Source organism: Microbacterium sufflavum, from assembly GCF_023091155.1.
Classification (GTDB): domain Bacteria; phylum Actinomycetota; class Actinomycetes; order Actinomycetales; family Microbacteriaceae; genus Microbacterium; species Microbacterium sufflavum.
Genome location: NZ_JAHWXK010000001.1, coordinates 2,402,201 through 2,415,982 on the forward strand (window position 1 = coordinate 2,402,201; position 13,782 = coordinate 2,415,982).

General features: G+C 73.7%; 12 protein-coding genes. 8 read left to right on the forward strand and 4 right to left on the reverse strand.

Features of this window, described 5'->3' with window-relative positions; translation table 11 throughout:
- Nucleotides 1-34: 34 nt before the first annotated feature.
- Both KZC56_RS11590 and KZC56_RS11595 read left to right on the forward strand, forming a co-directional pair.
- Complete coding sequence (locus KZC56_RS11590; protein ID WP_247638606.1) at nt 35-3,055, forward strand: glycosyltransferase; 3,021 nt, start codon at nt 35-37, stop codon at nt 3,053-3,055.
- Nucleotides 3,052-4,434 carry a DUF5719 family protein gene (locus tag KZC56_RS11595; protein WP_206251478.1) on the forward strand — a complete coding sequence of 461 codons (1,383 nt, stop codon included), beginning with the start codon at nt 3,052-3,054 and terminating at the stop codon, nt 4,432-4,434. Before KZC56_RS11590 ends, KZC56_RS11595 begins: the two co-directional genes overlap by 4 nt.
- Nucleotides 4,435-4,454: 20 nt before the next feature.
- Here the strand turns inward: KZC56_RS11595 and KZC56_RS11600 are convergent, their stop codons facing one another.
- Nucleotides 4,455-4,877: a hypothetical protein gene (locus KZC56_RS11600; RefSeq protein WP_240744592.1), complete on the reverse strand. Its 423-nt coding sequence runs from the start codon at nt 4,875-4,877 to the stop codon at nt 4,455-4,457.
- A gap of 77 nt (nt 4,878-4,954) precedes the next feature.
- Here KZC56_RS11600 and KZC56_RS11605 point away from each other — a divergent pair, with 77 nt between their 5' ends.
- The 5 genes from KZC56_RS11605 (at nt 4,955) to ahcY (ending at nt 9,625) form a co-directional block, all read left to right on the forward strand.
- A complete protein-coding gene (locus KZC56_RS11605) occupies nt 4,955-5,161 on the forward strand; it encodes a DUF3499 family protein (protein WP_136032271.1) in 207 nt (68 codons plus the stop codon).
- Nucleotides 5,162-5,253: 92 nt separating this feature from the next.
- Nucleotides 5,254-6,180 carry an efflux RND transporter periplasmic adaptor subunit gene (locus tag KZC56_RS11610; RefSeq protein WP_136036380.1) on the forward strand — a complete coding sequence of 309 codons (927 nt, stop codon included), beginning with the start codon at nt 5,254-5,256 and terminating at the stop codon, nt 6,178-6,180.
- Nucleotides 6,177-6,926, forward strand: a complete 750-nt coding sequence (locus KZC56_RS11615) for an ABC transporter ATP-binding protein (protein WP_136032267.1) — start codon at nt 6,177-6,179, stop codon at nt 6,924-6,926. The genes KZC56_RS11610 and KZC56_RS11615 overlap by 4 nt, the downstream gene beginning before the upstream one ends.
- Nucleotides 6,923-8,137: an ABC transporter permease gene (locus tag KZC56_RS11620; protein WP_136032264.1), complete on the forward strand. Its 1,215-nt coding sequence runs from the start codon at nt 6,923-6,925 to the stop codon at nt 8,135-8,137. Before KZC56_RS11615 ends, KZC56_RS11620 begins: the two co-directional genes overlap by 4 nt.
- 42 nt (nt 8,138-8,179) lie before the next feature.
- A complete protein-coding gene (gene ahcY / locus KZC56_RS11625; RefSeq protein ID WP_136036381.1) occupies nt 8,180-9,625 on the forward strand; it encodes an adenosylhomocysteinase in 1,446 nt (481 codons plus the stop codon).
- Between the two features lie 19 nt (nt 9,626-9,644).
- On the opposite strand, the gene KZC56_RS11630 is transcribed toward ahcY, so the two are convergent.
- The gene (locus KZC56_RS11630) at nt 9,645-10,454 is read right to left on the reverse strand and encodes an RDD family protein (RefSeq protein WP_247638607.1); all 810 of its coding nucleotides are present in this window, start codon (nt 10,452-10,454) and stop codon (nt 9,645-9,647) included.
- 16 nt (nt 10,455-10,470) lie between these two features.
- Between KZC56_RS11630 and KZC56_RS11635 the strand changes: the two genes are divergently transcribed.
- Nucleotides 10,471-11,463: a stage II sporulation protein M gene (locus KZC56_RS11635; RefSeq protein ID WP_247638608.1), complete on the forward strand. Its 993-nt coding sequence runs from the start codon at nt 10,471-10,473 to the stop codon at nt 11,461-11,463.
- Between the two features lie 12 nt (nt 11,464-11,475).
- Here the strand turns inward: KZC56_RS11635 and KZC56_RS11640 are convergent, their stop codons facing one another.
- On the reverse strand, nt 11,476-12,783 hold the full coding sequence (locus KZC56_RS11640) for a DUF58 domain-containing protein (protein ID WP_136035404.1): 1,308 nt from the start codon (nt 12,781-12,783) through the stop codon (nt 11,476-11,478).
- Nucleotides 12,784-13,755, reverse strand: coding sequence for an AAA family ATPase (locus KZC56_RS11645; protein ID WP_136035405.1), 972 nt, complete (start codon nt 13,753-13,755; stop codon nt 12,784-12,786).
- Nucleotides 13,756-13,782 lie beyond the last annotated feature (27 nt).

Below are 13,782 nucleotides of genomic sequence, written 5' to 3' on the forward strand. Positions count from 1 at the left end.
ACGCCGACGATCGCGCGCATAGGCTGACCACGTCATGCCAGCCCGAGTTCACGCCATCATCGTCGCGCGCCCCGGCCCCTCGGCCCGCGCGCAGCTGCTCCGCACACTCGACGCCGTGCGATCCCAGACGCTCGCCCCCGACGCCGTCACGCTCGTCCTGTGCGGGGATGCGGCGACCGCTCGCGAGAGCGAAGCCGTCGCGAACACGGTGGAGGGCATCATCGAGGCGCGGCCGTCGACCTCGTTCGCGGAGGCGATCGATCTCGCCAGGCCTCGGGTGCCGGAGGGGTCTGCGATCTGGCTGCTGGCCCAGGACACCGCCCCCCACCCGCGGGCGCTCGAACGACTCGTCGGCACGCTGGAGCGCTCGCCGTCCGCCGCGATCGTCGCCCCCAAGGTCGTGGCCACCGACAACGACCGGGAGATCGTGTCACTCGGTGTGAGCATGACCGCGCTCGGCCGATCGGTCGAGCTCGCCGCCGGGGAGCTCGACCAGGGCCAGCACGACCGCATGGACGATGCGCTCGGCGCCGACATCCGCGGCCTGCTGATCCGCGGGGAGGTGCGCGACGCGCTGCGGCCCGACCCGGCACTCGCGGGCGCCGACGAAGGACTCGACCTCGGGGTGCGCGCGCGCCTGGGCGGCGGGCGCGTCGTGCTCGCGCCGAGCGCCCGGGTCTCCGCCGCGCCGGACGGCCCCGCCGCCCTGCCCTCCGGGCGCTCCCGCCGCGCGTACGTCACGCGCCTCGCGCAGCTGCACCGCCGTCTGGCCTATGCGCCCCTTCCGGCCGTGCCGCTGCACTGGCTGTCTCTGCTGCCGCTCGCGCTGTGGCGGTCGATCACGCACCTGATCGGCAAGCGACCCGAGGCCGTGCTGCCCGAGTGGGGCGCCGCGCTGGCCGCGATGCTGCGATTCGGGGCCGTCGCCCGCTCGCGCGCACGCATCCGGGCCTTCCGCACGTCCTCCTGGGCCAGCATCGCCCCGCTCCGGGTGACCTCGGCGCAACTGCGCCGACGGCTCGACGACGGGCACGGCAGCGAGCACGGCGCGGTGAGCGAGCTGCGCTTCTTCTCCGGCGGCGGCGCATGGGTCGTGCTGGCCGCCCTGGTCGTGGGCATCGCCTCCTTCACCACGCTGCTCGCCTGGCCGGCCATCGGGGGCGGTGGCCTGCTGCCGCTGCGCCAGACCGTCGCGGCGCTGTGGGGCGACGCGGCCTGGGGCACCCGCGGACTGGGCGTCGACGTGGTCGGCCCCGCCGATCCCTTCGCCGCCGTGGTCGCGGTGCTCGGCTCGCTGTGGCCGGCCGGCCCCTCGTTCACCCTCGTGCTGCTGTGGATCCTGGCGCTGCCCCTGGCGGTGCTCGGCGGGTGGTTCGCCGCGACCCGTGTGACTGATCGCGCCGGACTGCGGATCTTCGCCGGGATCGCCTGGGCGCTGGCACCCACGTTCCTCACCGCGCTCGTCGACGGCCGCCCCGCCGCGGTGCTCGCCCACCTCCTGCTGCCGTGGCTGTTCCACTCCGCGGTCGTCGCGCACCGCTCGTGGGGTGCCGCGGGCAGCGCCTCGCTGCTGCTGGCCGCGGTGCTCGCCTGTGCGCCCTCGCTCGCCCCCGCGCTCGCTCTGCTGTGGCTCGTGACGCTGGGCATCGTGATCGGCACGGCCCAGTTCCGCGGCGCCGGTCGTCTGCTGTGGCTCCCGCTGCCCACGGCCGTGCTGTTCGGGCCGTTGATCTCCTGGCAGCTTCTGCACGGCACGCCCCTGGCACTGCTCGCCGACCCGGGACTCACGTGGGCGGCACCGCAGGCCGGAGCAGACGCGGTCGGCCGCCTCGCGATCGCCCTCGGCTTCCCGACGACCGACCTCGCGGGCTGGGCGACCGTCGCGCCCGGCGGTCTCGGCACGTGGGCGGCCCTCCTGTGCGCACCGCTCGCGCTGCTCGCCCTCGCCTCGGCCGTCTCACCGCGGTGGCGCGCGGGCATCACGCTGCTGGTGGTCGCCGTCGCCGGTGTCGCGACGGCCTTCCTCGCGGTCGGCGTCAGCGTCTCGTTCGCGCAGGGCACCCCCGTGCCGATCTGGCCGGGCACGGGGCTCAGCCTCGCGTGGATCGGAGTGCTCGGCGCGGCGACCGTCACGCTCGACACGGCGCTCCCGCTGCCGCGGCTGCGCACCGTGGCGACCACCGTCACGGCGGCCGCGCTCCTGGTGTGTGCCCTGCCCGCCCTCACCGCGTTCCACACCGATCGATCCGTGCTCACCAACGGGCCGGAGTCGACGCTGCCCGCCTACGTGGCCGCGCAGGCGGCGGGCGACCGCGCGATCTCGACGCTCATCCTCACCCCGCAGAACGACGGCGGACTCGCGGTCGAGGTGGTCCGCGGAGCCAGCGAGACCCTCGGGGCCCAGACCACCATGCTCTCGACCGCCGTCGAGCCCCAGGGCACCGACACCGGCACGCTCGCGGTCGACCTGATCTCCGCCCGCGACTTCGATGCACCGGCCGAACTCGCCGCGGAGGGCATCAGCTACGTGCTGATCGCCCAGGTCGCGGGCGAGGGCGACCGGGCCCGTGCGCTGCGCACGGCCTCGATCGCCGCGATCGACCAGCGCCCGGGTCTCGTCCACGCGGGCACCACCGAGCGCGGAGTGCTGTGGCGGCTCGAGGGCGAGGCCGCGGCACCGGCGTCGCTCACCGCGGCGCAGGAGGGCACGGCGCGGCTCGTGATCACCCTGCAGCTGCTCGTGGTGCTGGCCGCGCTGCTGCTGTCCATCCCGACCAGGGCGTCGCGGCGTGCCGCCAGGGCGCAGTCGCGCATCGTCGGGCGGGCGCCGGAGGAGCCGATGGTGCTGCCGCGCCACGCCGAAGATCTCCCGGCCGCGGTCGTGGAGGACCCGCCCGTCGGCGCGGTCGAGGATCCGCAGGACGAACCGGCTCTGACGGACGAGGCCTTGGCGCCCATCGCCGAACCGGTTCCCGAGGCCGAGGTCGAGCCCGCGGACGCCGCGGAATCGGACGACGACACCCCCGCACCGCAGCCCGAGGAGGAGCGCCGATGAGCGGCAACCGCGCATTCCGGGTCGCCGCGACCAGCGCCCGCGTCGTGACGGGCGTGGCCGTGGCCGCCGCCTGCGTGATCGGGGTCGTCGCGGCCGTGCACGCGCCCTGGCCCACCGTGGCGCACGAGCCCGCGCAGGAGCAGGTCACTCCGCTCCCCGGCGACAGCGTGCTGGTCTGCAACGGCGACTTCCGGGCGCTCGGACGCGACTCGTCCGCACCGCTCGACATGACAGCGGCCGCAGCCCCCACGCTCACCACCGGCGGCACGTCGGGAGACCCGGCCTCGTCGGGAGTGGCGACGCCCGACCTCGCCGACGGCGACGAGGTCGCCGTGCTCACCGGTGCCGTGGAGGGCCGCACGGCTCCGCTCATCGCGGGCGCCGAGTCGTTCACCCTCGCCGCGGACGACCTGGCGGGCTTCGCGGCCACCCCGTGCACGGTGCCGCGCCTGGAGTCCTGGCTCGTCGGCGGTGCGGTGGGCACCGGCACCGAGGACATCGTCATCCTCACCAACGCGGCCGAGGTGCCGTCCACCGTCACCCTCACCGTGTACGGTGAGACGCGCGGCGGCCGCACCGTCATCATCCCGGCGCGCACGCAGACCGCTCTTCCGCTGACCTCGATCGCCGCCGGCAACGAGGCGCCGGTCGTCAAGGTGAGCGCGGTCGGGGCTCCGGTGCGCGCCGTCCTGCAGTCGTCGCTCGTGCGCGTGCTCGACCCCGCCGGCATCGACCTGCAGGAGGCCGTGGCCGGCGCGCAGCAGAACGTGGTCATCACGGGGGTCCAGACGTTCACGTCCGACGGCGACGAGGCCGACATGACCGTGCTGCGGTTGCTGGCACCCGGCGCCGACGCCATGGCGAAGGTCACGGTGCACAGCGAGGGCTCCTCGCCGACGACGGACGAGTTCTCCGTCCCGCTCGACCCCGACGTCCCCGCGCAGGTCGCGCTCAGCGGGCTCGAGCCGGGACGCTACACCGTGGAGATCGAGGCGGAGGCCCCGGTCGTCGCCGCCGTCCGCCAGCAGGACGGCTTCGGACGCGACACCGACTTCGCGTGGGTGACTCCGGCCGCCCAGCTCGACGACCAGGCCGCGGTCGCCGTGCCCGCCGGTCCCGCCCCGCGGCTGCAGCTCGCCAACACGGGCGACGAGGACGCGACCGTCACGGTCGAGCGGATCGACGGCGGTCAGCCGCAGGAGGTGTCGGTGCCGGCGGGGCAGACCCGCGGTATCGACGTGACCGCGCGGACGACCTATCTGCTGCGCACCACCGGACCCGTGCACGCCGCGGTGACCCTGACCGCGGCCGGTGCGCTCGGCGTGCTGCCGGTGCCGCCGTCGCCCGGCGTGGAGAAGTCGATCACGGTCTACCCCTGACCCCGGGACGGGGCGCGCAGTCAGTGGTCGTGGCCGAGGTCCCAGGGCTCGCGGCCGACGTACTCGGCGGCGGCCCGGAACACCGCGCTCTCGATCGCCATGCGGCGGTGCGCGGCGTCGTCGTGTCCCGGAGGGAGCAGCCGCTCGATCGGGATGCGGAACAGCACGATCCGCCGCCCCTCGCGGTCCAGGTGCCAGCGCGGCACCTCCCCGTCGCCCTCGGCCGCGGGCAGCGCCCCGATCTCGAAGCGCACCTCCTGCAGCTCGGGCCAGGTGCCGCGGAGGAACTCCACCGCAGTGCCCACCGTGAGGTCGAACCGGTCGAGCCGCCCGTCGAGCGGTGCGAGCGGCGGGCGGACGACCTCGCTGCGCCCGAGTCGTCCGTGGCGTCCGTGCCTCGCGCCGCGTCGGGCGGTGGGGGCGTGGGCGCGACGACGGGGCATGCCGAAAGTCTAGGCGCTGCGCTCGCGCTCGGCGCGGCATCCGCTCCGCTCGCGACGGGGGTCGTAGCGTGAAGGGGATGGACGGACGACTCTGCTCGAAGGTCGGCTGCGCGCGTGAGGCCGTGGCCACCCTCACCTACGACTACGGCGACCAGATGGCCGCTCTCGGACCGCTCGGAACGGCGAACGACCCGCAGGCGCACGACCTGTGCGCCCCGCACGCCGACCGGCTCTCGGTGCCGGCGGGCTGGCTCGTGATCCGCCACGAGGCCCTGCGCGCCTGATCCGACACGCGGGCGGAGGCCCCGTGGCCCCTGCCGATTCCTGGGTACTCTGACGGCGGCGGTGTCACGGCGGCGCGGCCGGAAAGGCTACCGTGCTCGTCTGGCGTCGCTGGGTCCTGCCCCTGCTGCTCGTGGTCATCTTCGGCGCCTGCGCCGCCGCACTCGTGAAGATCGCCTTCTTCCCCGACCGGTCTGAGGCGATCGTGAGCCCCGAGGCGGGCATCACCGATCCGGTCGTCGCGGTCGAGCGTGGGGCCGTCGTCAACGCGCTCAGCCTGGACGGCACGGTCGCGCGCGACGAGAGCTATCCGGTGCGCAGCGAGCTCAACGGCACGGTCACGGCGGTGCACGTGGCCGACGGTGCGAGCGTCGCGGCCGGGCAGAAGCTGTTCACCGTGCGCCAGGACGACCCGCGCAAGGACATCGACGTGCTGGCGCCCGAGGCCGGCGACGTGTCGGAGCTCGCGATCGTGAAGGGCCAGGCCACCACGGTGGGCACGGAGACGTACACGCTCACCCCGGCCCGCTACCACCTGCAGGCGACCGTGGAGCCCGTGCAGCTGTACCGGCTCGTCAACGCGCCGACCGAGGCCACGGTGACCATCACCGGCGGCCCCGCCCCGTTCCCGTGCACGGGCGTGCGGGTGCAGGTGAGCGAGGAGGGCACCGCGAGCGTGCGCTGCGCGATCCCCGCCGATCAGACCGTGTTCGCCGGCCTGCCCGCCACGATGGATCTCGCGCTCGGACAGGTCGACGATGCGCTGGTGATCCCGGTCACGGCGGTGCAGGGCGGCGCTGGCACCGGAAAGGTGTGGGTCGACGCGGGCGACGGCGGCGAGCCGGAGGAGCGCGAGGTCGCCCTCGGCGTCAACGACGGCTCGATGGTGGAGGTGACCGACGGGCTCGCGGAGGGCGACAGCATCCGCCAGTTCGTCCCGGGCTTCGTCGCACCCGTCGAGGAGTTCTGCTACGAGATCTCCCCGGGCGTCGAGCAGTGCGACAGCGGGATGAGCTGGTGACGCTGGTCGCGCTGGAGGGCGTCGCCAAGAGCGTCCTCCTGCCCGACGACTCACGCCTGGAGATCCTCCGCAGCGTCGACCTCGAGGTCGGCGCGGGCGACCACGTGTCGATCGTGGGACGGTCGGGTTCGGGCAAGTCGACGCTGCTCAACATCCTCGGCATGCTCGATGCCCCCACGTCCGGGACGGTGTCGTTCGAGGGGCGGGAGGTCCGCCGGATGCGCTCCGGTCGCCTCGACCGTCTCCGGGGTGAGAACGTGGGCTTCGTGTTCCAGCAGTTCAACCTGCTGCCCGGTCGCACCGCGCTGGACAACGTCATGATGCCGCTCGGCCACGCGCGCGGACGGCTGTTCTGGGACCGCCGCCGCATCGCCGCCGACATGCTGGAGCGCGTCGGACTCGGGCACCGCGTCGACCAGGTCGCCGACCGGCTCTCCGGCGGCGAGCAGCAGCGCGTCGCGATCGCCCGCGCGCTCGTACGCCGCCCGGTGCTGATCCTCGCCGACGAGCCGACCGGCGCCCTCGACATCGACACCGGCGCGACCGTGATGGCCCTGCTCGACGAGGTCGCGACCGAGACCGACGCCGCCCTCGTCACGATCACGCACGACCTGCACGTCGCGGCTCGCGCGCGCCGCCACTACCGCCTGGACGCCGGGCGGCTGGAGCCGGCCGACCTCACGAAGGCGTTCGAGGCGTCCACGCTCGCCGCCTCGGTGCCCGGGGCCGCGGAGGTCGCGTCGTGACCGGGTTCCTCGGAGCGCTCTCCGACGCCTGGGCCGAGATCCGGGTGCACAAGCTCCGTGTGCTGCTCAGCCTCATCGGCATCGCCGTGTCGGTGGGCGCGCTCACCGCGGTCGTGGCGATCTCGGAGTACCAGCGCCAGTTCCAGGAGGAGCAGTCGGACCGCTGGGGCGGCCGTGCGGCCACCGTGGTCGTGGCGGTGTCGGCCGACGACGGCACCCCGGTCGACGCGGACGAGGTGGACGAGCGCTTCCGCAGGGCCTCGGAGCGCTTCGGCTTCAGTCACACCGCCCGGATCGCCCAGGGCCTCTCGCTCGGCGTGGCGCTGCCCGACGGGGTGACCCCGGTGAACACCCGGCTGGTCGACCCTGCGTACTCGCAGATCCACCGGGAGAAGCTGCTCGAGGGCCGGTGGCTGCACGACGGCGACCTCGAGGCGCTCGCACCGGCGGTGGTCATCAGCGAGCCGCTGTGGGAGCGCATCGGGCGGGTCCCGGTCGCCCAGCACCCCACGATCACCGTCACCGGAGACGCCGGCGGCACCTACCAGGTGGTCGGGGTCGTGCCGCGGCAGGGCTTCGGCGACGAGGAGCTCCGTCTGGACCTGCTGTACGACGCCTACCGTGACCGCGTCGACGCGCTGCCGGAGGAGACGTTCACCCAGTACGAGGTGTGGCTCGGCCCCGACGAGGTCGACGCGATCGCGCCGGTGCTCGCGATGGACCTCCGCGCCGGGCTGCCGGAGGGGCAGACGGTGTCGGTGAGCCGCTCGGACTGGGCGGCGCAACCCGGCACCGCCGACGCTCAGGCCACGTTCGAGATGGTCACGGGCGGCATCGCGTCGCTGATCCTCGCGCTCGGTGCGCTCAGCCTGATCAACATCCAGCTCGTCGCGATGCGCCAGCGGGTGCGGGAGATCGGGGTGCGTCGGGCCTTCGGCGCGAGCTCCGGCCGGGTGTTCTTCGCGGTGTTCCTGGAGAGTCTGGTGGCGACGACCGTGGCGGGGGCGATCGGCATCGCGATCGTCGTGGCGGTGCTGCGCTCCGAGTGGCTGATCGGCTCGATGTTCCCCGGTATCCAGGACATCCCGCCGTTCCCCATGCGGGCGGCACTGGTCGGTCTCGTCGCCTCGGTCGTGGTCGGCGCGGTGTCGGGCTTCATCCCCGCGCTCGTGGCGCTGCGGGTCAAGGTGATCGACGCCATCCGGTTCTGACACACGGGCGGTGCGTCCGCGACCTGATGGAACAATGGGCCCATGCCTGAGCTCGAGTACCGCATCGCCGATCTGTCCCTCGCCGACGCCGGACGGCACCAGCTGCGGCTCGCCGAGAACGAGATGCCAGGGCTCATGGCCCTGCGCGCGGAGTTCGGCGCGGCGCAGCCGCTCAGGGGCGCGCGCATCGCGGGATCGCTGCATATGACCGTGCAGACGGCCGTGCTGATCGAGACGCTCGTGGCGCTCGGTGCCGAGGTGCGCTGGGCCAGCTGCAACATCTTCTCCACGCAGGACGAGGCGGCCGCGGCGGTCGTGGTCGGCCCGCACGGCACGGTGGACGCGCCCGCCGGTGTGCCCGTGTTCGCGTGGAAGGGCGAGACGCTCGAGGAGTACTGGGCGTGCACCGAGCGGATCTTCGACTGGTCGTCGTCGGGCGTCGACGGCCCGAACCTCATCCTCGACGACGGCGGCGACGCCACGCTGCTGGTGCACAAGGGCGTCGAGTTCGAGCGGGCGGGCGTCGTCCCCGATGCCGCCGAGGGCGACCCGCACGAGTACCGTGTGATCCTCGACCTGCTCCGTCGGACCCTCACGGCGTCGCCCGACCGCTGGACGCGGGTCGCCGCCGGGCTGATCGGCGTCACCGAGGAGACCACCACGGGCGTGCACCGCCTGTACGAGCTCGCGGTGTCGGGAGACCTGCTGTTCCCGGCCATCAACGTCAACGACGCGGTCACGAAGAGCAAATTCGACAACAAGTACGGCATCCGTCACTCGCTGCCCGACGGGCTGAACCGGGCGACCGACGTGCTGATCGGCGGCAAGGTCGCGTTCGTGTGCGGCTACGGCGACGTGGGCAAGGGAGCGGCCGAGGCGCTGCGCGGTCAGGGCGCCCGGGTCATCGTGAGCGAGGTCGACCCCATCTGCGCGCTGCAGGCCGCGATGGACGGCTTCGAGGTGGCGCGTCTGATCGACGTGGCCGGCGGGGTCGACATCGTCGTGACCGGGACCGGCAACCGCGACGTGGTGACGGTGGAGCACCTGCTGGCGCTCAAGCACCTCGCGATCGTCGCGAACGTCGGCCACTTCGACAACGAGATCGACATGGCGGGGCTGGAGGCGCTCGACGGTGCGGAGAAGGTCGAGATCAAGCCGCAGGTGCACGAGTGGCGCCTGCCGAGCGGTCGCAGCGTGCTCGTGCTCAGCGAGGGCCGGCTGATGAACCTCGGGAACGCGACCGGGCACCCGTCGTTCGTGATGAGCGCGTCGTTCACGAACCAGGTCCTCGCGCAGCTCGAGCTGTTCACGAACGCGGCGGCGTACCCGGTCGGGGTTCACGTGCTGCCCAAGGCACTCGACGAGAAGGTCGCGCGTCTGCACCTGGACGCGCTGGGCGTGCGGCTCACGACGCTCACCGAGAGCCAGGCGGCGTACATCGGGGTGCCCGTCGAGGGGCCGTACAAGCTCGACCACTACCGCTACTGAGCGCGGCGGAGAGGCGAGGTCAGACGCCGACGCGGCGACCCGTCAGCCGCTCGGCGCGGCGGTCTGCGTTCTCCAGGGCCCGCCGCTCGCGCTCCCGCCGCAGCACCGTGATGCCCACGAGCACGAGCTCGGCGGGGGCGGCGGGCACCGGCGACACGAACGGCGCCGCCTCCGCGAGCAGTCCCTGCGCCACCCGCTCGCGCGCGGCGGGCATCATCCGCGGCGCGCTCTCCAGGAACTGCGAGATGCGGCGCGCCAGGCGATCGGGCAGCCGGGCGACGTCGGCGATCTGCGCCCATCCGGCGAGCTGCGGCGGAAGCACGGGCGCGTGCCCGGTCAGCCGTGGCGTGCGCACGCGCTGGCTGTACGTGCCGGCGACGAGGTCGCCGAGTCGCTGCGAGCGGGAGGTGAACGCGCCCACCAGCACCGCCAGGCCGCCGAACGTGAGGTAGATCTCCAGCACGCCGAGGAGCGCGCGGATGAAGGCGTGCCGGAACCCGGCGGCGCCGCCGTCCAGGCGCACGATGCGCCCGCCGACCGCGAGCTTGCCGAGGCTGCGTCCCTTCAGGGCGACCTCCATCGTGATCGGCAGGACGACGAAGCTCACCACGAGCGCGGCGACGGTGGCGATGCGGTCGGTCGCCTCGTCGAGCACGCCGGCGTCGAGCAGCCAGATGCGCAGGAAGATCCACAGCACGAAGACGCCGTAGCCCACGAGCATGTCGATGATCGCTCCCGCGGCGCGGAGCACGAACCCGACCGGCTGCACGTCGATCGCGACCGCCTCACCGGAGAGCACCTCGTCGGAGACGTCGATCTGCGCGGACATGAGTACAGTAAATCAGGTGGATGCCGATGCCCTGACCGACGTCCGCCGGTCCGAGTGGGAGCGGCTGGATCAGCTCAGCCGCGCTCGCCTCGACGGCGCGGGGGTCGACGAGCTCATCGTGCGCTACCGCGCCGCATCCGCCGACCTCGCCGAGCTCAAGACCTCCGTCGGCGACTCGCCGCAGGGCGCCTACCTCTCGACGATCCTGGTGCGCGCGCGACTGCGGCTCACCGGCGCCTCCGACAGCATCCTCACCCAGGTCGGGCGCTTCTTCGGGCTCCAGCTCCCCGCCGCCCTCTACCGGCTGCGCTGGACCACCCTGATCATCGCGGTCGCGTTCATCGCGGTCGCCGTGGGCGTCGCGGGCTGGATCGCGAGCGATCCGGCGCTGGTGGCGACGCTCGGCCCGCCCGACGCCCTGGAGCAGTACGCCGACGAGAGCTTCACCGGGTACTACACCGAGAACCCCGCTGCCGTGTTCATGGGCATGGTGTGGACGAACAACGCCTGGATCTCGATGCAGTGCGTGCTGTTCGGCGTCACGGGCATCTGGCCGATCTACATGCTGCTGCAGAACGCCCTCGGGCTCGGCACGTCGGGCGCGGTCATGGCGGCCCACGACAAGGCCGACCTGATGGTGCTCTACATCCTGCCGCACGGCATGCTCGAGATGACCTGCATCTTCGTCGCAGCCGCCGCCGGGCTGCACGTGTTCTGGGCGTGGGTGGCGCCGGGTCGCCGGTCGCGCGGTGAAGCGCTCGCGGAGGAGGGGCGGGCCCTCGCCACGGTCGCGATCGGGCTCGTCTTCGCCCTGTTCCTGTCGGGCCTGGTGGAGGGTTTCGTCACGGGCTGGGCGCTGCCGTGGCCGGTCAAGATCGGCATCGGGGCCGCGGCGCTCGCCGTGTTCCTCGTCTACATGCTCGCCATCGGCGGACGGGCGTATCGCCGCGGGGAGAGCGGCGACCTGGTCGAGTACGAGGCCGGCACGCCGCGGCTCGTCGCCGGCTGACGACGGCCCCGGTCACAGCCGTCCGGCGGCCTTGAGCTCCAGGTAGCGGTCGGCAATCCGGGGTGGGAGCGCCTCGGGGTCGGCGGCGATGGCCTCGCCGCCCGCCCGCCGGATCGCGTCGGCCACGTTCTCCGCGTCGCGGAGCGTCCGCTCGGCCGCTGCGGCGACGTACACCTCCTCGCGCGAGCCCCTGGCGCGCGCCAGTGCGGCGATCCCGTCGTCGGTGACCGAGCCGACCAGCACGGTCGTCGCCCGCGACGCGGTCGGGAATGCGCCGAGGAAGCCGCGTGCGGACTCCGCCGCGTCCTGCGCCGTGAGCGCGACGATCAGCGAGGGGCGCGTGGTCAGGGTGCGCACCGCCGCGAACGCGCTCTGCCAGTCGGTGTCCACCAGTCGTGCGTGCACGGGGGCCATGGCATCGGTGAGCGCGGGAAGGAGCGCGGTGCCGTCGACGCCGGTGACCCTGGCCCGGACGACCCGGTCGAACATCAGCAGGTGCACGTGGTCGCCCGCGCGGGAGGCGAGGGCCGCGAGCAGGAGCGCGGCCTCGAGGCTCGCATCCAGGCGGGTGCCGTCGCCCACGCGGGCCGCTGCCGTGCGACCCGTGTCGACGAGGATGACGACGTGGCGGTCGCGTTCCGGGCGCCAGGTCCGCAGCATCGTGGTCCCGGCCCTGGCGGTCGCGCGCCAGTCGATCGAGCGCACGTCGTCGCCCCGGACATACTCGCGCAACGAGTCGAACTCGGTGCCCTGACCGCGCACCTGGATGCTCGTGTTGCCGTCGAGCTCCCGCAGCCGGGCGAGCCGGGAGGGGAGGTGCTTGCGGGAGCTGAACGCGGGCAGCACGCGGATGGCGCCGCGGACGAGGTGGCGCGCCTGCCGTCCCGCGATGCCGAGGGGCCCGCGCGAGCGGATCACGACGAACTCGCTCACCAGCTCGCCGCGACGGCGAGGATGCAGCGGCAGCTCGACCCGTCCGCGCTCACCCGACGCGATGCGCAGGCGCTGGCGCTCCAGGGGCGCACCGGCGGTGGGCTGCCAGGCGTCGCGGATCACGGCGTCGAGCGTCCGCGTTCCGTGGTTGTGCAGGGCGACGCTGACCGGCACGGGTTCGCCGAGGCGCGCCCGCGCGGGCAGCCGGCGGGTGACGGTCACCGCGCGGGGACTCGCCGCCCGCACCACGTCGAACACCACGAGCAGGGCGCACAGCGCGAGCCAGCCTCCGAGCACGGCGTACGGCGGCACCCCCGCGAGACCGGTTAGGACCAGCGGGACGATGCCGACGGCGAGGGCGACGGCGAGGCGTCCGGTGACGAACACCTAGATCGGCACCCTGGTCTGCTGCACCACGGAGGTGAGCACCGCGTCGGCGGACACGCCCTCCATCTGCGCGTCGGGCCGCAGCTGCAGCCGGTGGCGCCAGACGGGGACGAGCATGGTCTGCACGTGGTCGGGCGTCACGGCCGTCGACGCGTTGAGCCAGGCCCAGGCCTTGGCGGCAGCGAGGAGTCCGGTCGAGGCGCGCGGGCTCGCGCCGAGCTCCACGGAGGGGGACTGGCGGGTGGCCCGTGCCAGGTCGACGACGTAGCCGAGCACGTCGTCCGTGACCTCGACGGCGGCGGCCGCGTGCTGGGCGGCGCGGATCTCCTCGGCGGACACCACGGCTTCGACGCCCGTGAGCTCGCGCGGCGAGAAGCCCTGCGCGTGGCGCCGCAGCACCGACACCTCGGCGTCGCGCTCCGGCATGCCGACGACGAGCTTCATCAGGAACCGGTCGAGCTGCGCCTCGGGGAGCGAGTACGTGCCCTCGTGCTCGATCGGGTTCTGGGTCGCGGCGACCAGGAACGGATCGGGCAGCGTGCGGCTCACGCCGTCGGCCGACACCTGACGCTCCTCCATGGCCTCCAGGAGCGCGGCCTGCGTCTTCGGCGGCGTGCGGTTGATCTCGTCCGCCAGCAGGATGTGCGTGAACACGGGGCCGGCGCGGAAGTCGAACTCGCCCGTCCTGGCGTCGTACACGAGTGAGCCGGTCACGTCGCCGGGCATGAGGTCGGGCGTGAACTGCACGCGCTTGGTGTCGAGCCCCAGGGCCCTGGCGAACGACCGCACGACCAGCGTCTTCGCGACGCCGGGCACGCCCTCCAGGAGCACGTGACCGCGGGCGAGCAGCGACACCAGCAGACCGGTGACGGTGCCCGCCTGACCGACCACGGCCTTGTCGACCTCGGTGCGGACGCGGTGCATGGCCTGGCGCAGCGCGGCGTCGTCGATGGGACGGTTGTCGTCGGTCACGGGGTCTCCTCGGATTCCGGGGTGAGC